Raw genomic sequence first — 20,574 nt, 5'->3', positions numbered from 1 at the left:
GGATGTAGCTCAGCTTGGTAGAGCACCTGGTTTGGGACCAGGGGGTCGCATGTTCAAATCGTGTCATCCCGACCATTTAATCGATTATCACAGTCTGCACTTGCGTATAAATGACGCGAGGCAGGCTTTTTTGATTGTCGGAATGTGTTAAAATAAAGTGGAGACTACATACAGAATGCGAGGAACTTGCATATGGTGCGTTTTGGCATAATCGGCTCCAATTTTATTACAGAATCATTCGTAGATGCGGCAAGTCAAGCGAATCAAGTTGAAATTACGGCCATCTACTCCCGGACAGCGGACAAGGCCCAAGCTTATGCAGATAAACATGGCATTGCGAATACGTTCACCGATATCGGAGAGATGGCAAGCAGCGATCTGATCGACGCCATCTATATTGCAAGCCCAAATTCGCTTCATGCGGAGCATGCGATTACTTTTATGAAAGCAGGCAAGCATGTTCTGTGCGAGAAGCCGATTGCTTCCAATACGAAAGAGCTTCGCCAAATGATCGAGACGGCTAAGGAGAATAAGGTACTGCTGATGGAAGCGATGAAGTCAACACTGGTACCGAACTTTGAAGCCATTCAGCAAAATCTGCATAAGATCGGCAAAGTACGTCACTACTATGCGTCCTTCTGTCAATATTCTTCCCGTTATGATGCTTATAAGGAAGGCGTCGTCATGAATGCATTCCTTCCGGAGCTTTCCAACGGCTCGCTGATGGATATCGGTACGTATTGCATCTATCCGCTCGTTGTTCTGTTCGGCAAGCCGGATAGCGTTCAGGCTAGCGCTGTTATGCTTGAATCGGGTGTGGACGGCAAAGGCAGCTTGATTCTGAGCTACGGAGATATGGAGGCTGTACTTCAGCATTCCAAAATATCCAGCTCTAACCTGCCTGCCGAGATTCAAGGCGAGGGCGGGAATATCATCATTGAACGGATTAGCCAGCCTGCCAGCGTACGCTTGCAGTATCGAGATGGGCGTGAAGAGGATGTAAGCAGACCGCAGGCCAGCAATACGATGGTATATGAGATTCAGTCGTTTGCCGATCTCGTACAAGCTGGTCAGACGGAGTCGCCAGTGAATTCCTTTACAAACTCTCTGACGGTTATGGAGATTATGGATGAGGCGCGCAGACAGATCGGTCTTGTTTTCGCAGCGGATCAATTATAGTAAAAAAGCAGACGGCTTCGCTGTCCATTACGGACAGCAGTAGCCGTCTGCCTATCTGCAACCTTACTATCATTAAGCGGATTGCGTTTGTTCCGCTTGCTCCATCATAAATGCGGAGATTTCCTGGAACCGCTTCTGTACGGTTGCTGCCGATACTTCATATTTCTCAGCGAGCTCGTTGCGGTTTTTGTTCATGCCGTGAACTTCGCTGGCCATGAATTCAAGCGCTGCGCAGAACACGCCCATTTTCCGGAAGCTCGGGGACGTAGCGGTCGAATACGTATGCCAGACCATAACTGTCATGACGGTTTGATCAGGCGTATAATCCGCTTGCATATTTTCGGATAACTGCAGAGCCAGCTCTGCGTATTGAGGATTGCTCCAGGTCAGCTGCGAGTTGATAAAGCCAGCCAAATCCGACTGTTGGACGGAACGTGTACCATTTGCTGCTGCTGCTTGCTGACGATTGTCGCGAGCGGTTTGCTCGTCTTTTGCCATGCAGCACTTTTTGTACTTGATTCCGCTGCCACAGTGACATGGCTCGTTTCTACCTAGTTTAGACATAATAAAATTCGTAGCTCCTTCTAACGTTGGTCTTTTTGCATAAAAGCACATTTGTCTATCATACCACAAAATGAGCTGCATATGGGAAACGGGCGGATATTGGACAGAATAGGAATGACGGAGAGCCTGCAAGCGTAAGCTTATTTCAAAACTATAAACCTCAAGGAGAAATGACAAATGACACAATCTTATACAACCCACCTGCCAAAATACGCGGAGCTGATCATACGCACCGGTGCCAATGTACAGCAAGGGCAGGAAGTCTTTATTACAGGGGCGGTGGAGATGGCCGATCTCGTCCGTCTGATCGCAGCTAAAGCTTATGACGCAGGCGCAGGGAATGTACATATTGAATGGACCGACGATGCGTTATCCCGTTTGAAATACGAGAAGGCATCAGATGAAGTATTTACGCAATATCCGGAGTGGGAGACGGCTAAACGGAATTCATTCGTAGAGCGTGGTGCGGTCTTCATCTCTATCGTATCGGCAAGCCCCGATCTGCTGAAAGGAATTGATTCCAAGCGGATAGCGAGCTTCCAGAAGGCAGCAGGACAAGGACTGAAGGATTTCCGCCGTGCCATGCAAGCCGATAAGGTGAGCTGGACAGTCGTTGCCGCTGCGGGCAAAGAATGGGCTGCTAAGGTATTTCCTGAAGCTTCTGGAGAAGAGGCAGTGGAACTGCTATGGAATGCGATCTTTGATGCGGTAAGACTGCGGTCCGAAGATCCGGTAGCGGCATGGGAGAAGCATAATGAAACGCTGCATACAAAAGGAGAAGCACTCAACAGCCGTCATTTCAAACAGCTGCATTATACGGCTCCAGGAACGGATCTGACGATTGAGCTGGGCGATAAGCATCTGTGGGTTGCCGCAGGCAGTATCAACGCGAATAACGTTCCGTTCATGGCCAACATGCCTACGGAAGAGGTATTTACCGTTCCGGTGAAAACAGGCGTTAATGGCTATGTGTCGAGTACGAAGCCGCTCAGCTACGGAGGCAACATTATCGACGGTTTCAAGCTTACCTTCGAGCAAGGAAGGATCGTGAAGGTAGAGGCAGAGGAAGGACAGGAGATTTTGCAGCAGCTGGTCGATACCGACGAGGGCTCGCATTATTTGGGTGAGGTAGCGCTTGTCCCTCATCATTCTCCAATTTCACAGTCAAATATTTTGTTCTACAATACGCTGTTTGACGAGAACGCATCCAACCATCTGGCAATCGGCAGCGGCTATGCGTTCAATATCGACGGAGGCAAAACGATGTCTCCTGAAGAGCTTGAGGCAAACGGCGTAAATTCAAGCATCACGCATGTCGATTTCATGATTGGCTCCGAGGAAATGGATATCGACGGCATTCAGGCGGACGGTACGGTTGTGCCAGTCTTCCGTAAAGGAAACTGGGCGATTTAATTTCTCTGTTAGATATGAAGCAAGGAGAGCCGGGCAGACCGATAATGGAGCTGCCTGGTTTTTTTTGCATAAAAACGAAACTACTTGGGTCATGCCATGGTAATATAAGTGAATGAATTTGTACAAATCGAATACGACACAGGAGGATAACGACATGATGGCAGTAAAACGCGGCTCATTGGGCTTGCGCCTAATGCTAATAATCGCCTTGCTCTTTGCGGTGCTGCAGCCGCTCACGCCCAAGGCCAATGCTGATTCTATTCATCATTGGAAGCATTATACGAACGGCGTCAACTATTTAAAGCAAGGCAAGACGAAGCTTGCGATCAAGGAATTGGAGCTGGCTGTCGCGCAATCCGAGCAAGCCGGTTATTTGCGCAAGCTGGCTGAGGCCTATCAGTTGGACACTCAGTTTCAGAAAGCAGCCGACACCTATTATCGGGAAGCCAAAATTCATAAGAAGCTGGGCGAGAAGTCCGGTGACCTGAATACGTATTATGCCGTAATGGCATTAGCCGATGGGCTGAACACGGAAATTGAGTTCTTTTTAGAACAAAACAAAGCAGCTCCGCCAGCAACATCGGTTAAGCTCGCCAAATTCGAGCCACAGAGCGGCATGTATATTGGGGCCTATATTGATAAAGACAGCGGTGTGGAAAAGCTGCGGGACGGGAAATTTAAGGCTTTTAACGACAAGACGGGCAAGCAGCATGCGGTCTACTTCAATTATCATAAATACGGCAGTCCGTTCCCTTACCATTGGGCGGAGCAAGTGAAGAAGGCTGGAGGCGCAATTCAATTGGCGCTGCAGCCGGACAAAGGACTGAGTGAGGTCAAGGACGACGCATACCTGCGGAAATTCGCTAAAGATGCGGAGGAGGCGGGTGTTCCAGTATTTCTACGATTCGCGTCGGAAATGAACGGCAGCTGGGTGAAATGGAATGGCAATCCGTCGCTGTATATCGAGAAATTCCGGCTCGTATCTAAAGTAATGAAGGAAGAGGCGCCAAATGTCGCAATGGTATGGTCGCCTGCTGCCAATCCGAAACAAAAAATTACAGCGTATTATCCCGGTGATGATTATGTCGATTGGGTTGGTTTGAGCATCTACAGTGTGAAGTATTTCAATGGCAATGTGAAAACGCCGGCCGATCAGGTCAATCCGCTCGACTCGCTCGATTTCGTGTATCAGACGTATGCAGGCCGCAAGCCGATTATGGTCAGCGAGTACGGTGCGACGCATTTCAGCAAAGCGGGCAGCACGTCGACGGTCAATTTTGCCATTACGAAAATGAATATGCTTTACCATGGCGCCAAGCTGAAATATCCGCGGTTGAAATCCATCAACTGGTTCAGCCTCAATACATTGACGGATTCGCATAGCGCGGATCGCAGCCTGAACAATTTCAGTCTGACGGAAAGCGCTCCGCTGTTAGCCGCGTATAGCCGATTAATTAAGGATCCCTACTATTTGTCTAAAGTCGTGGAGCCTAAGCAGCAAGCGAAAGGCTATGAGAAAAGCGTGACGAAATTCGCAAATCAGGGTACAATCAGCAATACGGCAACCGGGATCGTCTGGGTGAAAACCTATGATCCTTATATTAGCAAGGTGGTAGCCAAGGTGGATGGGATTGAGGTTATGAGCAAACAGCAATATCCATATGCTTTTACTATAGATCCTAAGAAGTTGAAGACAGGCAGTCATAAGCTTGAAATTATTGTATTTGATTCGAAGAGCAGAGTCGCTTCCAGAAAGCTGGTCAACTTCAAAACGACCAGATAGCGGCTGCTCGATAGGGAGGCATATGAAATGAGCAGTTTTTTCGATAAAGTAAAGGCTAGTGTCGCCGAGGCTGGCGATAAGGTGAAAGCAGGCGTCGTGGAGGCAGGCAACAAGGCAAAGACGGTTATGGAAATTAATAAGCTGAAGCTGCAAAACAATTCAAAGCTGAATGAAATCGAAAGGCAGTACCGTGAAATCGGGAAGCAGGTTTTTGAAGCAAAGCAGCTGGATTCGGCAGCAGCGCTTTCCAGCGATGACCTGGAGCCTTTCATGAATACGATCAAAGGCTTGCAGGAGGAAATTGAACATAATTTAAAGGAAATTAAATTTTTGTCGGATGACAATGTCATTGTCGAGCAGGCTAAAAACGATAAGCCAGTCGTCTTGATGCAATACGAGCCAGAGGAAAAAGAAGAAAAATAGATGAAAGGGTTGTCCTGATCGGTATCGTGACCGGTCCTGGACAACCCTTTTTTTGTTACAACGGCTGCTATGCTTGCTCCAGTAATTGAAGCGTTTGGGCGGCTGCCAGTGCCTGTGTGCGGGAAGAAACGCCCAGCTTGCCGTAAATCCTCGACACGTACACTTTAACTGTGCCTTCGGAGAGACCTAACTTCAGAGCAATTCGTTTATTCGTCTCCCCTTGACGAATGAGTTCCAGCAATTGCAGCTCGCCGGGACTTAACGGTTCGGTCAATGTCAGGGCTGTTCCCGGCGAGGAAGGCGCTGCAGTTGTCTCTTCCGAGAACAATAACCGAAGCAGCATAGAGACGTAATCGGCGATAGGATCCTCCAGCGTTGTCGTCACGTCATTCTCCTCCAGCAGCCGCTGCAGTAATGCGGCCATCGTTTTCCCTTCATCAAGAAAGCTTCTTATATAACCATTAGCGCATCCTAGCCCGAGCGCTTCAAGGATGCAGGTTTTGGCTGTCTCCTTATGGCCGAGCCGATAGTGAATGCAAGCCTGCAAAATGTAGATTTCAACGATGCTGATTAACGAGTTCTCCCGGAATGCTTGCGGGAGCAGCAGTTCCAGCAACCGCAAAGCTTCCGATGGCTTGCGTTGAGCGCTAAGCAGGCGAATGAGCGTCATATATTCATAATACCGGTCAAAGGTAGGCCGCTCCTGCAGTTTAAGTCCGAGCTTGGCCACTTCCACCCGTGCAGAAGTGATTCTGCCCTCCAGCATAAAGATGCGTGTCCTGCCTGCTTGCAATTGACGGAGCCAGTGGGGACTGCTGGTATTGTAGCTGTCAGCATCCGAAGACGGCTTCTCCAATTGTTCGATCGCTTCATCCAACGTATCTCGTGCGAGTTGATGCTGGCCTTGTGCGGAATAAATCATCGATTGAGCTAGACGATTAGGCACGAATAATCCGGGAATGCGGTTCTGTTGTGCGGCACGATCGACAATGGGGAGAAGCACTCGAGAATCCTCCAGTCGATTCCACTCGTAATAACCCTCGATTAAAGACTGCACCAGATACAAATTAATTAAGGATTCTTCCCAGCCTTGCCCCTCAAGCACATTTCTGAACATAAGTCCGATCTGCTCCGTTTCGGGAGAGAGAGTTCCTTTTAACCCAAATAGGGTCCGCCGTACCAGCGGTTCAGAAAGATTATAGTTGAAGTTGTAGTAGAGCGGGTTGCGCGGCAGCGAATCGCCAATCAACAGTTGTGAAAAGGCAAACCAGCGCTCATAGCTGCCGCCGCTGAAGAGCAGATTGGAGGTGACGAATAAAATGTCGCTATGCAGCCGGCTTTTTTCTTCCCCCTTTGGCAAGCGGCTTACAAGCTGCTCTACTTCAGAGAGCATGCCTTCTGCCTTGTCGATTTGTCCCGTAACGACCAGACAAAACGTATATAAAAGCTGCATGTCTGGTGCTAGGGCGAAAGAGGACGGGAAGCGCTCGAACCAACGCAGCAGCGTTGCAAACTCCCCTTGTCTCAATACCTTTGTCATATGGCGCTGGATCAATCTCTCAGCGTTATTGTAATCTTCTCCGGCGAAGGCGTAATCGATCGCCTCGTCAAGCATTCCCTCATTTGCGAACCATTGGCTGGCATTGCAATGGGTATTCAGCCATTGCTCTTTGCTGCTTCCGCGCTTAAAGTCATTTTGCACATATTCGGAAAACAAGTGATGGTAGCGAAACCATTCCCCCGTATCGTCCAGCGGAAGGATAAACAAGTTTTTAAATCGCAATTGTTCCAGCATTTCCTGACTATCCGTATCACCGGTTAACGCTTCGCATAACGAGGCGTTCATTCGCGGCAGTAAAGTCGTATATTCGAGAAAGCGGCGTGTTCGATCAGGCAGCTGAGACACAACTTCATGAAATAAATAGCTGGCAATATTGCGGTTGTATCCTGTAAAAGCATCGATAAACCGATCGAAGCTGTCTACCGTCTGTAGAGACAGGGAGATGAGCTGCAGACCTGTAACCCAGCCTTCTGTTCGGTTATGAAGCTTTCGGATATGCCGTTCTGCTAGAGGGGGGATGACTGTATTGTTGTTGCTGTACGCTGCATAGTAGGATACTGTTTCGTCCAGCGTAAAGCTAAGCTGTGAGGCGTTGATTTCGGTATATTGGCCTTTGGCGAGCCATTTGGCTGTAGAGAAAGGCAGTACATCCCGAGATGTCACAATAAGATGGACCTGCTGCGGCAAATATTCGATTAAATAGGCGAGATGCTCGTAAACACTCGCGTTCGTCAGCAGATGAAAGTCATCAAATACGATGGATAGCGGACTTTCCAGTACATACAGCTCATTAATGAGAGCGTCGATGTACGTTCGGATTGAGACGCCTGGCAATGAGCTCGCAAGCTGGTCTAACTGATTCATTCCGTCCAATGGAAGTATGGCGGATGCGGCTTGGTTTACGTACCGCCAGAAACGCATCTCATCGTTATCCATCTCATCAATGGAGAGCCAGACAGCGGGATGGTTTGACTGATTGAGCCATTGTGTAACAAGCGTCGTTTTTCCGAAGCCTGCAGGAGCGCAAACAGCTATGAGCTTGCCGTTCGAACCCCGCTCCAATTGCTCAAGCAGCCGCCCGCGGTTAATCCAGCCTTGTTTATGCAGGGGAAGAGCTGTTTTTGTTTTGACAAGAATAGCAGAATCGAGCATCTCGGTCCCTCCGGACTTCCGATCGCAGTCGGGAAAATTGAGGTTTATTTCTCATTATACGTCATATTTCGACGTAAAATCGATGATCAGTTAACTTTCGTCAATCGTTTTTAACCTACATGCCTTGATAGAATAGTAGTCGATTGATCTATTCTTTCCGTAGGGGTGTGATAAGAAATGATAGTTTTACAACAGAGGAGAAAGCTTGGTTTATGGATGCTGGCCGCTTGTCTAACGATAGGAAGCGCTTTTGGCACCGGGGGCATATTTATAGCTGTAGCGGCTGGGTCGGTCAGCGAATATGTCTTTGAGGCGGCGATACCAGAGCGGATCTATCCGTTTGACCAGTTGCAGGATGTCGAGACGGATGCTCAAGGCAATGTGTATGTGATTGCAAATGATGGCAATCGGATTGAACAATATGACCGGGACGGAAGCCGTCTAGCCGTCTGGCAGGGCGATCAGCATTTCAATCCTCAGTCTGTCGCGGTTGATGCTGCAGGTTTTGTCTATGCAGTTAACGACGATGAGGTTCTGAAGCTGGATATCTCGCAAGCGGAACCGGTTGCATCGTGGGACGCCAGCGGCAGAGGCATTGGCGGAGACGGTATTGCGATAGATTCGGAATCTGGCATTTTGTATGCTGCCGATTATGATAGCAGTGTAATCCACTTACTGGATACGGCTACGGGAGATTGGTCGTATTGGGATTCTTTTGAGCCCGGGGAATTGATCGTGGAGTCTTTCTTCCATCCCAAGGATGTATCGGTCGACGCTGAAGGCAAAGTTTATATATCGGATTATCAGGATGTGGAGAGCGATCAATGGAGCCGGATCGTCGTATTGGACCAGAATGGCCAATATGTAGACGAGATGGTGGACGAGGAAGGAAACTATGGCGATATTTATGGCATAGATGTTGGCCGATCGGGTCAACTGTACGCAACGGATTATGATCGAAATCAAGTGATCGTATTCGATTCCAATTGGTCCGTGCTCGCTCAATTTGGCGAGTATGGCGCAGGCCCGGGGCAATTCGATGGTCTCCAGGAAATTGCAGTCGATGCAGAAGGCATTATTTATGTAGCAGACAGATTCAACGATCGTGTTCAGCAATTCCATGCTGATTACAGTCATGCAGCAAGCTGGGGGACGAAAGGTACAGGAGCCGGTTCATTTCAGTATCCGTCGGGCATTGCAATCGATACGAGCGGTAACGTCTATGTAGCCGATACTGGCAATGAGCGGGTACAGCTTTTCGATGACAATCTGAACTACCTGGCGGAGCAAGGCGGTTATGGCGGTGCTGGAACCTTCCAGCCAACTGCGCTTGCCGTGGATAAAAGCGGTGATCTGTACATTACAAGTTACAGCGAGCTTTATAAATTCAGCGCTTCTGCCGGCAGAGCTGAGCTGCTTGCATATGGTCTGAGTGACCCGCGGGGAGTGGCGATTGATGCCGACGGGGACATTTATGTCGCCAGTTCTGGCGCACAAACCGTTGTGAAGCTGAACCCGGAAGGGGAAGTGCAGCCTTTTATTAGTGAGGAAGCTATAGAGCAACTGCAACAAGGTTTTGATTTCCGGCCAGAGGCAATTGCGATTGACAGCGATCACGACAAAGTATATGTCTCTTATGGATATGGACAGAATATCGCGGTATTGGATCGTAAAGAAGGCACTTTGCTCGATGCAAATTGGGGAAATCCAGAGGGAGATGCTTTTAACCATATTGGTGGCATTGCGTTGGACAGCCTTGGCCATGTCTACGTGACAGACTCGGCGACTAGCCGGATTCAGAAGTTTGATGCTTCCGGTGGATTGCTCGCAGCTTGGGGCAGTCAAGGATCGGGCAAAGGCCAGCTCAATTGGCCAACTTCGATTGCAGTTAATGCTGCAGGGGATGTCTTCGTGAACGACAGTGAGAACCAGCGTATACAGAAATTTAAATATACGGATGGAGGCAACGGTGGCGAGCCTGGGGGAGGCAATGGCGGTGAACCTGGAGGAGGCAACGGTGGTGAACCTGGAGGAGGCAACGGTGGTGAACCTGGAGGAGGCAACGGCGGTGAGCCCGGTGGAGGTAACGGCGGTGAACCCGGAGGAGGCAATGGTGGTGAGCCCGGTGGAGGCAATGGTGGTGAGCCCGGAGGAAACAATGGTGGCCCTGCAGGCGGCAGTTCCCCGGTCAACAGCGGTCATGCAGTGAGCGGCAACACTACAGGAGCAGCGCTGCTGAAAGGTGCAGGCATTAGTGAAAGCAATGGTCATACAAGCATATTGGTAACAGAAAAAGCGGTAGAGGATTTACTAACCGTAACGCCGAAGCCGGATCTGGTAAAACTCAGTGTGAATGCGAAAATAAATGGAGTTGAACTCAGTTTACCGGGCGCGCTCATGGAATGGGCTGTGGCTAACCCCGCAGCGACATTGGAGATCGAAACGGCATTTGGAACAATAACGATCCATCTGGCCGATCTCCAAACGGCAGTCAAACGTGAGGAGAGACTACTTCTTACACTTCAAGTGGCCGACGAGAAAACAGAAAGCATAGCGAAGCAGACAGCAGCTGCCGCAGGGGCAAGCTTCTCAGGTGCTTCATTAATTAGATACGAGCTTCAAGCAGCAACTAAGGACGGCGGCAAGCGCAGCCTTTCTCTAACGAAAGGTTATGTAGAGCTGAAAATTCGCGAAGGTGACTCCTCTGGTAGCACTGGAAGTCTATTAGGTGCTATGTTCAGCATGGACGGCGGCAGATTTTATCCGGTATCAATGAGAAGTGCAGACGGATGGGCGACGTTGAAATTGAAAAATGGCGGCTATGCAACTATTCTGAAGCATCGTGCCGAGTTTCGCGATTTAAAAGCTGCGGCATATGCGGAGCAGGCGATAACGGTATTAGCAGACCGGTTTATTGTGCAAGGCGATGGCGCAGGCCAATTTAAACCGCTTGATCCATTAACCCGTGCTCAATTTACAGCGATGATCCTCAGGGCGATTGGTATCGATACGCAAGCGGGAAGCGGGTCAGAACAAAGCAGCGTATTCCCAGACGTTAACAGTAACTCATGGTATGCAGGTACCGTTACAGAAGCATATCGATTGGGACTTGTACAGGGGAGTGCGGACGGTAAATTCAATCCGGAGCAGCCGCTGAGCCGGCAAGAAATGGTGACTATGATTTACCATGCATTAGCTTTCAATGGAAAAATACCAGGTTGGAGCAAGGAAGAGGCGGAACGGGTGAAGGCGGAGTTTGCAGATGGCGGCGCTATTGCGCCATGGGCAGCTGAGGCGGCAGCGTTCGCAAAATCTCTTGGCATTGTTCGCGGCAACGAGAAAGAGCAATTTGAGCCGCTCGCAATCGCGAATCGTGCTCAAGGCGCAATCGTCATTTACGAATTGCTGCGCAAGCTGGAATTATTGGAGCAATAAGTAGAGAAGCCGATAGCATCCGTATGTTATAATAATGGGCAATGATTGAAGTTGGGGTGATAACATTGTCCAAAAAAAGAAAAGCTGCGCCACAGCCTAACACATCTTCACGCGAGGATAAGGCGCCTACGTTGAAGGATATGCTTAGCGCAGACATCCTCCAGAAGCTGAAGCTGCAAGCGGATGAGCTTAAAGCCTCGGAGGAGAAGCAGAAGCAGGATGCTTTGGCGAAAGCAGAGGAAGCCCGCAAGCAGGAGCAAAAGCGAAATGAGAATGATATGAGCTATTTGCTGGACCATTATAAAGTCGACAATAGCAAGTACAAATAAACAGCGCCTTGAAGCGATTAACTACAATAAGCGCCAACAAACACAAAAGGAATCGTCGCCGTATGAAGCGTGATTCCTTTTGTGTTTGTTGTATATACGGTTTTGCTTGTCTTGCAGACCAGGTGTTGTACGTGATGCCGGATTAACGTGATGCCAGCTTCCCCGCAAGCTTTCTGGATTGAGCATGCCTTGCCGTTCTTGTTTTTGCCGCAGCTTTTTCGCTTTGCTTGTCGCCATTTCGATCTTAGCCCCTTTCATTCTGCTTTCCTTTCTATTATAGAATGAATCAGGTGCGGAAGGAAGCGGCAGCAACTAATGGCACGGCAGATATCTGTAATCCAAATAATCGGAAATGCGCTTAGTAATCATTAATTTACCGTCTGTCTGTTTGTGAATGCGGTAATAAACAATATAGTTTCTATCCGGGTCACCAGATAAGGACGTCCGGACGAAAAGATAGCGGCTTGTCTCACTTTTAACGAGCAAAGATACGACTTCATCCGGAACCGGACCGGGATCTCCAACGATAACGTAAAGTCTGCCTTTATACACAATGGTTTTCAGATTGCAAAATAAAGTATTGCTCGCTTGGCTGCTCCAATATCGCTTGAAGTATGCCAGCACTTTGGAGCGGGTACTAAAGCGCAGCGGCAATTGGGCGTATTCGTTTCCGTTGATAAGGATGACTTTGCGGTCAGAGGCGGAGTTGTACACAACGAACCAGGATTGCTCGGCCCTGTTGATAAGCGTGCGAAGGCGCGGGAGAGGCGTTTCGTCATTTACGGCCATATTTTCATTCTCCTTTCTCTTGTTTCTATAGCATCATATGTGGAATTGGTAGAATGGTGAGGGGCATTCATCGCTTATGAAGTTACGAAAGGGATAGAGGAAATAAAACCCTTGTCGTGGAACCTATTAGTACAGGAAGGAAGTGGGGGACATGACCAAAAGAACGCTAGTCATAAGCGATATCCACGGATGCTACGACGCGTTTAACCGGTTGCTGGAACTGGCGGCTTACGATCCGGCTGACGACCTTCTGCTGTTGCTGGGCGACTTTGTCGATAAAGGGCCTGACAGCAGACTAGTTGTCGAGCAGACGTTAGGTCTGGTCCGCGATCATGGTGCTATCGCTATAAAAGGTAACCATGACGAGAGGTTTGTTCATGTGGCCCGGAGTGGCAACGGTGAGGCAGAAGGGAAGTTTTTCAAACATGGCGGTTTCGATACGTTTGCAAGTTATGTAGGAAAGGCAGCTGTCAAAGGCACTTCCCCAGAAAAGCTGCTCCCGGAATTTAGGGATACTATTAACGGCAGCTACGCCCATCATATTGAATTTCTAGAGCAGCTGCCCTATTATTACGAGGATGACTGGTATATTTACGTGCATGCTGGATTGAACCCGCGGTATGCGCTAAATTGGAAGCAGCAGCCGAAGCGTGATTTTTTGTACATGAAAGAACCTTTCCACCGTGCAGACCCATTCTTATCTAAAGTAGTCGTATTTGGACATACGAAGACAATCGACTTACATGGGAAACCGGATGTATGGTTTGGCAAAGGGAAAATCGGCATCGACGGAGGCTGTTCGGTTGGTTTGCAATTGAACGCGCTGGAGATTATGGGACCGGATCTGATAAGAACTCTTCAGGTGCCGTCTATACGTGGAAGAATATAGCTTTTTAAACAGAAAAAGGCGTGCATAGCCAATGCCATGTGCGCCTTTTTTACAGCGAAATCGGCTTTTTACGATAAAAATCGATTAAATATTAAAAAAAGGTAATTGCTAGAAGGAAGACCATCGAAGATTGTCGAAATCATGAGTATTAAGAACTAAAAATTACTTGTCGAGCTTTGGGGTGTCTTAAATGAATGCGTTCGTGAAACGAATAGCGGTTGTCTTGCTGCTATTTATACTTTTTCAGCTTGGCCTTTTCGTTCCCCCGTCATATGCCGCTGAGAAGGGCTCCGCCATTACGATTAAAGAATGGCAGATGAGATGGGAGACAAATGGCGCTAATACAATAACATCCAAAGCTGCGATAGAAGATAGCTGGTTTCCTATTTATCAAGGAGATTCTGACCCTATTAAACCTAGCGGAGTAAATGCAGCCTGGGTTAAAATGGAAATACCTGACACCTTGATGGAGAACCCAGGATTGTTAATTAAAAAGGCCTATGCAGAAAGCGTGCATGTTTATTTAGATGATCGTGATATCTACCACTCGGTAAGAAATTACCGTTATGATGTGAATAAAATATTGTTACCGCTTGATCCATCGCACTCTAATCATACAATTTACATAAAGCTTGAAAGTAAAAATGGCCGAATCGGTATCCCCGATGTCCTAATTTTTGATGATTATCAAGTGCTATTAAAGAATTTCATGCAGCGGGAAATGGTTGATGTCATTCTTGGTTCATCCTTTATTTTTGTTTCAATTATTATGTTTTTATGTGCTGGCTTTGTCAGCCGAAATTTCTTTGTCGGATGGAATGCGCTTAGCGTTACCATTCTTTCAGTAGGTACAATGATTGTTACGTATTCACCCTTTTTATACAGCTTTTACGGCAATTACGGAAAATTGTATTATAAATTATTTGACATTGCTCAGACGGTTACTTTACCTTCAATGATTCTTTTCGTAAGGCAAATTTTTGGGGTCGGACCTTACTCATTAATTAAAATCGCTTTCCGAATTACCGTATCCTACGCGGTCTTTTGCCTAGCATTTATGACTTTCAACCTGCTTACCCACGATCGGTTTAATAGTATTTATTTTTTATTCTCCGTATTTCTGTTTGGAATTGTTATGATTGCAAGCGGTGTTGTCCTCGTCTGGGCATTAGTCTATTATTGTCTGAAAAAAAACAAAGAAGCCTATATTCTATGTGTGGGATTAGGTATATTCCTTTTGACCGTAAGTATGGAAATACTTTGGTTCTATATTAAGGAAACCCATTATGAACTGTATTTATGGAAATGGGGAGTTGTATGCTTCGTCATATCCCTAATTGTCATTCTTGGTAAACGAATAGCGCATAATTATGAACAGGTTGTCGCTTATTCGAAAAAGCTTGAAATGTACAATAACGAACTGCAGCGTTCAGAGAAAATGGAGATTATCAGTCAATTGGCTGCTTCGGTTGCACATGAGGTCCGTAATCCGTTACAAGTCACTAGAGGCTTTCTGCAATTGCTATTTGAGAGATCTTCACAAGAAAAAGAAAAGAGTTATTTAGATCTCTCTATTAACGAATTAGACAGGGCTTCGGCCATCATTACTGATTTTCTGACCTTTGCCAAGCCGCAGAGCGATAATAATGGAGCTCTTGATATTGGTGAGGAATTGGACAAAATTGTAGGAATCCTTATTCCGCTCGCTAATCTGCAGGGTGGAGAAATTACTTTAAAAGCTGGTCGAAAGATGCTTGTACGAGGCAATTCTTCGAAATTCAAACAATGTATTATTAATATAATTAAGAATAGCGTTGAAGCTTTGAATGGCGAAGGGAAAATCGATGTATTTGCTCAAATTGAAGAGGATATGGTTCGTATACAGATCCGCGATAACGGCGAGGGGATGTCAGCGAATGAGCTTGAGAAGCTGGGAGAGCCGTATTTCTCTAAAAAGACAAAAGGTACTGGTCTCGGTCTGATGGTTTCGTTCCGAATTATTGAGAGCATGCAGGGGAAAATTCACTACAGCAGCGTGAAGGGGAAAGGAACGGAAGTTAATATCCAATTTCCTATTTTAAAAGAATAGCGCCGGGCAAGGGCTCGGCGCCAAGTGTACTACCACATTTCTACTTGAGTGGATGGGTCTGATGATTTAGCAGAAGCTTCAGCCGGATGCTGTGGAATTATGAGGTAGTAGTGCTTGGCAGATTCTTCAACTACGGTAAGCTCAAGTCCTTCAGGGATATCAACATCGAAAGCTTCCTTAATTGCACCCTTTGGATCGCTCAGAAGGCGAGCTTTGAAGGTCTCATCTTCCCAAGCTTTTTTAATAATTTGTTCCTTCAAGATTTGTTCTGCCGACATTGATAATCACCCTTTGTCATATGTAATGTTTTTCCTATTTCTAGTCTACCATGACTTAGGGTCTAAATCTATCTATTATTCGACAAAAAGTCGTTCTATGTAACTATTTGGATAGAAATAATTGTAAACCTCCGCCGGATAACAGCAATGAGCGATTCTTTTCGACACGTTTGGCCCCTAATTCAAGATTGGAGCAGATCGACGAATGAAATAAGGAAAGGTATTGTAATTGTACAGAAGAGGCTTCTAAAAAGGAACGATTGAGCTCTGCTTGAGCGGAGTAGGTTTTGAGCAAATCGTTAATGTAGATTGCATTTTGCATTTGTTTTTCTGTAATTGTTCCGGACCAGCCAATTAAATATTTAGAGGCTGCTAATGATATCAAACAGTTATAGCTACCGTCTTTCAGGTCTTCTTTCCAGTCGGCCCAATCATCTGCCATTTGAAGGGTGACAAGCACGTAAGAGATCAAAGCATCTACTTCCTTGATTAACTCTGGCTTGCCGCTCAAAAGAAGAGCTCCGGTACTGGCAAATTTAATGGGAGCAGCCTTATTTGCAATTTTAATCCTATCGTTTTGAAAATAATCCTCTATGTTTTCAGCAGCCACGCTTACAGCCCATTCTTTCACATATTGTCTCATATTTTCCCATAAAGATGATTCGGCTGGGAAAAACTCCAACAACAGCCCATGAGTTTCCAAATGAAATAATTGAGCGATGGAAAGCTTTTGTTTGTTATCCATCTGTACGGAATCCATCGCATCGTCCAGTATAAAATAATAGAGCATGTTAAACACGCCCGCGATCGAAAGCTTTCTCGCTTGCTCGTCGCTAATGGGAGCGATGTCTCTCATCCAGTAGGGAAGCAGATAGCAAATATAGTTTTTGGCGCTATCCGTCTGGAAGACGTCAAACTTTTGCAGATAGTTGAGTCCGATTGCATCAAAGGGTTCGGGAAATAAAGAAATTCTCTTCTTCGCTTCATCAAAGACAATCCGCATCTCGCTTTCAAATGGCGTGAAATAGTTCATTCTGCTCCCCCTCTATTGCTTCTGGAATTCAAGACCGAACATATGGATCTCATGCGAACAGGAGTCGTCATCAAGCCATGCCGACAATTCCTTTTCCCGCTCCTCCGAGATTGGTTCTTGCGTGTAAAGTTCAGTCACACATATCATATAGCGGTAAAGCTTCAGCTTCGTTACCTGATCCTCTGCCTTTAAACGATATCGTTCCGTCCGCAAATGAGCAAAGCCTGCATGGGTCATCTCCAGCTTCAGGCGATCGGCGAAGGAAAGCCATGTTTGAATGGATTGCCGGGATTGTACATATAATTGTGAGAACAGCGGCAAACGGTCATTTACCTGCAAAGCGTTTTCGTCCACGTCCAGCAGTAGGAGATGCCCCCCGGGTGCCATATGCTTATACGCCCATTCGGCAAATTGAATTCGATCAGAGATATGCTGCATAACTAAGCGGGCAACGATTGCTCCAGCGCTGCTTGGTTCGACTGAAGCTGACTCATAGCTCGATAGCTGAAAATCCAGCCCATCTGTTTTTTTGCGGACAGCTCTTTCGAAAATACCTGCTTCATATTCCAGACCTATAAACGGCAGATGAGGATAGGTATCATGCAGTCGCGACAGGTAAGCGCCGTTTCCACAGCCTACATCGATAAGAGCGCTGGACTCTTGTTCCAGAAAGCGAAAGAAGAGCTCATTTTCATGTTCGAAAAAAAGCGTTGTCGTCAATTCAAGCATCTCGTCGAATAGATCGATTGGATGAACAGTCATAGCCCACACCTTTTCTGTTATAATTTTCTAGTCCAACTATAGCACAATGAACTAACCTGTTAAATAGAATAGGATAGGGAGATATTTCTTCTAAATATACAGCTTTACTAAGTTTTGGTTGAGAATGCAGACAGATTCCATTAAAATATAGGGTATGGGTCAAAAGATGAAAAACTAGACCTTAGTCGTGGACACCGTTAATACCCGAGCAGGTTATGAAACCGATGCTCCTGCATTAAAGTAATAGAAGGAAAGATAGTTCTTTAATGTGGAGGTAGTAAGGCATGACAAGCGAATTCGATGTGTACGTAATATTAACCGATACAGGAACGTTGTTTACGAGAACGATCAAGCTCTTCACGAGAGATCCTCTTAATCACGCATCCATCGCTTTTGACAGTCAATTGAACGAGGTGTATAGCTTCGGCCGTAAAAATCCGCATAATCCGTTTTTCGGCGGTTTTGTGAAGGAGAACATGCGGGGGCAGCTGTTCGAGCAAGCGTCGTGCGCGTTGTATCGGATTCGCGTCAATCAGGCAGAGTATGTAAAAATGCGCAATTTAATCGAATATATGGAACGCAATCGCGATCAATATCGTTATAACTTGCTGGGTGTAGTAGGTCTTCTTTTTAATATTCAAATGAAGCGGGAATACGCTTACTTTTGCTCCCAGTTCGTCGCATCCGTCTTTGCGGAGAGCGGCGTGCAGCTGTGCAATAAATCGCCGTTCATGGTAACACCGGGTGATTTGGAGAATACGCCTGTGCTGGAGCTCGTCTACCAAGGTACTCTGCAGTCATACATGGACAGCGGCCTTGGAGGAGGCGTTACAGGCTTGGGAAGAACAATGGCAGCTGTGGAGAGTGCCAGAACAGCATTAACAGGTTGATTGCAATTGTCACATATCCAATTTGAACAAAGGCTGCCCCTTTACAAGGGGCAGCCTTTGTCGTTCTAATATCAAGGCCGATCAGCCATTAACGACTTCGCCGCCGTTTACATGCATCACTTGTCCGGTCACGTAGCTGGCATCATCAGATGCCAGAAAGACGTAGGCGCCAGCCAGCTCATGAGGCTGACCTGCACGCTTCATCGGCGTATCCGCACCGAAGGTCGTAACCGATTGCTCGTCTAAGGACGAGGGGATGAATGGCGTCCAGATCGGCCCCGGGGCAACGCCGTTGACACGAATGCCTTGCTCCGCCAAATTGGCGGAAAGCGAACGGGTAAAGGAGACGATCGCTCCCTTTGTGGCAGAGTAGTCTATTAGCGTAGGGTTGCCCCGATAAGCCGTTACGGACGTCGTATTAATAATAGAAGCGCCTTGCTTCAAGTGCGGCAGTGCAGCTTTGGCCAGAAAGAACATTGCGAACACATTGGTGCGGAACGTCGCTTCCAATTGTTTCTCCGTAATATCCTCCAGCCGCTGCTGGATATGCTGTTCGCCTGCGTTGTTGACGACAATGTCGAGCTTGCCGAACTCCAGCACCGTCCGTTCTACCGCGCTTCGGCAAAACGCTTCATCGCCGACATCGCCAGGAAGCAGCAGGCAGCGTTTGCCCGCTGCTTCTATTTCTTTCTGTACCAATTGAGCATCTTCATGCTCATTATAGTAAGGAATAGAGACGTCACAGCCTTCTAGCGCGAAGGCGATAGCTACGGCACGGCCTATGCCGCTGTCGCCGCCCGTAATGATGGCTGCTTTGCCGGCCAGCTTGCCGGCCGCTTTATAGCTGTCCGATTTGTAGACGGGCAGCGGCTTCATTTGCGATTCGATGCCGGGCTGCTGGGATTGATGCTGCGGCGGGAATTGCGGTGTTTGAGGGGTTGCAGATGATGCTTGCATAAATAGAAGCCTCCTTCCTTTCTATTCTATTGTGGTATAGATGAAGAGGGTTCATACCTTGCCTATTTCCAAGCGTCTATTTATTAGTAAAATTTCAATTGACAATGATTATCATTCGAGATTATACTTCGTTTTAGTACTAAAATAAGCGGTTTATAAACGTTAAGGGGATATCGAAATGAAGTTGAAATTTACAGCATTGATGCTTGCCAGCGCGTTAGTATTTGCGGGCTGCGGATCGAATAAGGAAGCTGTCGAGCCAGCGAAAAACGAACAGCCGGCAGCAGCCCAAGAAATCGGACAAGATGCGCCCAAAGTAGAGAATTGGGATGAAATTACGGAACAATACCGGCAATTCGCAGTAGAACAAGCGGATTCTTTCGTTATTGAAACGGAGAAGTTTGTGAAAGCAGTCAAGTCTGGGGATCTGGAGGGCGCGAAAAAGCTTTATGCGCCAACACGGATGTATTTCGAGCGAATCGAGCCGATCGCCGAAGCGCTGGGCGACTTCGATCCGAACATCGACGCGCGCGAGAACGATGTGGAAGAGAAGGATTGGCGCGGTTTCCACCGCATTGAGAAAGCATTATGGGAGAACAACACGACAGAAGGAATGGACGGGTACGCGGATACGCTTCTCCAGGACGCTAAACTGCTTCGCGCACTGATGGAGACGGTAGAGGTGGAGCCGAGCTTACTCGTGACCGGAGCGGTGGAACTGTTGAATGAGGTTTCCTCCTCCAAGGTTACAGGAGAGGAAGAACGTTATTCCCATACCGATCTTTATGATTTCGCTGCGAATGTTGAAGGTGCGAAAAAAATATATGAATTGCTGAAAGTCGAGCTTGGCAAGCAAGACGCCGAGCTGGAATCGGAAATTGGCACCAGCTTCAAAAATCTCGAAGAAGCGTTGGCATCTTATAAGAGCGGGGACGGATATGTCTCTTATCTGGATTTGAAACAGGAAGACACGAAAAAGCTGAGCCAGCTGCTGGACGCGCTTGCCGAGCCGTTGTCGCAGATGGGCACCATTCTGGGGGCATAACGT

At 47.3% G+C, this 20,574-nt stretch carries 18 protein-coding genes and 1 tRNA gene; 11 read left to right on the top strand and 8 right to left on the bottom strand.

The genetic code is table 11. The features are described 5' to 3' along the window. Together IEX98_RS22510 and IEX98_RS22505 are read left to right on the top strand one after the other, a co-directional pair. Window positions 1–75 (top strand) — tRNA-Pro (locus IEX98_RS22510). A 117-nt stretch (window positions 76–192) separates the two neighbouring features. Then, window positions 193–1,179 (top strand): Gfo/Idh/MocA family protein, encoded by a 987-nt coding sequence (locus IEX98_RS22505; RefSeq protein ID WP_188891663.1) that lies wholly within the window; start codon window positions 193–195, stop codon window positions 1,177–1,179. A 72-nt stretch (window positions 1,180–1,251) separates the two neighbouring features. Here IEX98_RS22505 and IEX98_RS22500 read toward each other — a convergent pair whose 3' ends face one another. Beyond that, complete coding sequence (locus tag IEX98_RS22500) at window positions 1,252–1,743, bottom strand: SEC-C metal-binding domain-containing protein (RefSeq protein ID WP_188891661.1); 492 nt, start codon at window positions 1,741–1,743, stop codon at window positions 1,252–1,254. A gap of 177 nt (window positions 1,744–1,920) precedes the next feature. Between IEX98_RS22500 and IEX98_RS22495 the strand changes: the two genes are divergently transcribed. From IEX98_RS22495 to IEX98_RS22485, 3 genes are all read left to right on the top strand, one after another. After that, complete coding sequence (locus tag IEX98_RS22495) at window positions 1,921–3,156, top strand: aminopeptidase (RefSeq protein ID WP_188891659.1); 1,236 nt, start codon at window positions 1,921–1,923, stop codon at window positions 3,154–3,156. 154 nt (window positions 3,157–3,310) lie between these two features. Further along, entirely contained in the window at window positions 3,311–4,939 is a 1,629-nt protein-coding gene (locus IEX98_RS22490; RefSeq protein ID WP_188891657.1) for a glycosyl hydrolase, read from the top strand. A gap of 27 nt (window positions 4,940–4,966) precedes the next feature. Further along, complete coding sequence (locus IEX98_RS22485) at window positions 4,967–5,362, top strand: hypothetical protein (protein ID WP_188891654.1); 396 nt, start codon at window positions 4,967–4,969, stop codon at window positions 5,360–5,362. 67 nt (window positions 5,363–5,429) lie between these two features. Here IEX98_RS22485 and IEX98_RS22480 read toward each other — a convergent pair whose 3' ends face one another. Continuing rightward, window positions 5,430–8,075 (bottom strand): LuxR C-terminal-related transcriptional regulator, encoded by a 2,646-nt coding sequence (locus IEX98_RS22480; RefSeq protein WP_188891652.1) that lies wholly within the window; start codon window positions 8,073–8,075, stop codon window positions 5,430–5,432. Between the two features lie 177 nt (window positions 8,076–8,252). Here IEX98_RS22480 and IEX98_RS22475 point away from each other — a divergent pair, with 177 nt between their 5' ends. Both IEX98_RS22475 and IEX98_RS22470 read left to right on the top strand, forming a co-directional pair. Continuing rightward, window positions 8,253–11,510: an S-layer homology domain-containing protein gene (locus IEX98_RS22475; RefSeq protein ID WP_188891650.1), complete on the top strand. Its 3,258-nt coding sequence runs from the start codon at window positions 8,253–8,255 to the stop codon at window positions 11,508–11,510. A 65-nt stretch (window positions 11,511–11,575) separates the two neighbouring features. Then, window positions 11,576–11,839, top strand: a complete 264-nt coding sequence (locus IEX98_RS22470; protein ID WP_188891648.1) for a YqkE family protein — start codon at window positions 11,576–11,578, stop codon at window positions 11,837–11,839. 21 nt (window positions 11,840–11,860) lie between these two features. Here the strand turns inward: IEX98_RS22470 and IEX98_RS22465 are convergent, their stop codons facing one another. Beyond that, window positions 11,861–12,076: a hypothetical protein gene (locus tag IEX98_RS22465; RefSeq protein WP_188891646.1), complete on the bottom strand. Its 216-nt coding sequence runs from the start codon at window positions 12,074–12,076 to the stop codon at window positions 11,861–11,863. Between the two features lie 75 nt (window positions 12,077–12,151). Beyond that, window positions 12,152–12,628, bottom strand: coding sequence for a DL-endopeptidase inhibitor IseA family protein (locus tag IEX98_RS22460; protein WP_188891644.1), 477 nt, complete (start codon window positions 12,626–12,628; stop codon window positions 12,152–12,154). Between the two features lie 151 nt (window positions 12,629–12,779). On the opposite strand from IEX98_RS22460, the gene IEX98_RS22455 reads away from it, so the two are divergent. Further along, window positions 12,780–13,517 (top strand): metallophosphoesterase, encoded by a 738-nt coding sequence (locus tag IEX98_RS22455; protein ID WP_188891642.1) that lies wholly within the window; start codon window positions 12,780–12,782, stop codon window positions 13,515–13,517. A gap of 190 nt (window positions 13,518–13,707) precedes the next feature. Beyond that, on the top strand, window positions 13,708–15,606 hold the full coding sequence (locus tag IEX98_RS22450) for an ATP-binding protein (RefSeq protein ID WP_188891640.1): 1,899 nt from the start codon (window positions 13,708–13,710) through the stop codon (window positions 15,604–15,606). 29 nt (window positions 15,607–15,635) lie between these two features. On the opposite strand, the gene IEX98_RS22445 is transcribed toward IEX98_RS22450, so the two are convergent. The 3 genes from IEX98_RS22445 to IEX98_RS22435 form a co-directional block, all read right to left on the bottom strand. Then, window positions 15,636–15,884, bottom strand: coding sequence for an NHLP leader peptide family RiPP precursor (locus IEX98_RS22445; RefSeq protein ID WP_188891637.1), 249 nt, complete (start codon window positions 15,882–15,884; stop codon window positions 15,636–15,638). 103 nt (window positions 15,885–15,987) lie between these two features. Then, the gene (locus IEX98_RS22440) at window positions 15,988–16,917 is read right to left on the bottom strand and encodes a class 1 isoprenoid biosynthesis enzyme (RefSeq protein WP_188891635.1); all 930 of its coding nucleotides are present in this window, start codon (window positions 16,915–16,917) and stop codon (window positions 15,988–15,990) included. A gap of 12 nt (window positions 16,918–16,929) precedes the next feature. Next, window positions 16,930–17,679, bottom strand: coding sequence for a class I SAM-dependent methyltransferase (locus IEX98_RS22435; RefSeq protein ID WP_188891633.1), 750 nt, complete (start codon window positions 17,677–17,679; stop codon window positions 16,930–16,932). A 284-nt stretch (window positions 17,680–17,963) separates the two neighbouring features. Here IEX98_RS22435 and IEX98_RS22430 point away from each other — a divergent pair, with 284 nt between their 5' ends. Beyond that, a complete protein-coding gene (locus IEX98_RS22430) occupies window positions 17,964–18,569 on the top strand; it encodes a hypothetical protein (RefSeq protein WP_229692327.1) in 606 nt (201 codons plus the stop codon). An 81-nt stretch (window positions 18,570–18,650) separates the two neighbouring features. Here the strand turns inward: IEX98_RS22430 and IEX98_RS22425 are convergent, their stop codons facing one another. Next, window positions 18,651–19,526: an SDR family oxidoreductase gene (locus IEX98_RS22425; protein ID WP_188891631.1), complete on the bottom strand. Its 876-nt coding sequence runs from the start codon at window positions 19,524–19,526 to the stop codon at window positions 18,651–18,653. A gap of 178 nt (window positions 19,527–19,704) precedes the next feature. On the opposite strand from IEX98_RS22425, the gene efeO reads away from it, so the two are divergent. Further along, a complete protein-coding gene (gene efeO / locus IEX98_RS22420; protein ID WP_188891629.1) occupies window positions 19,705–20,571 on the top strand; it encodes an iron uptake system protein EfeO in 867 nt (288 codons plus the stop codon). Window positions 20,572–20,574: the final 3 nt, after the last annotated feature.

Source organism: Paenibacillus radicis (ex Gao et al. 2016) (assembly GCF_014641555.1).
Classification (GTDB): domain Bacteria; phylum Bacillota; class Bacilli; order Paenibacillales; family Paenibacillaceae; genus Pristimantibacillus; species Pristimantibacillus radicis.
The sequence above is the reverse complement of the archived record's forward strand: the minus strand, read 5'-3'. Positions and strand labels throughout refer to the sequence as shown.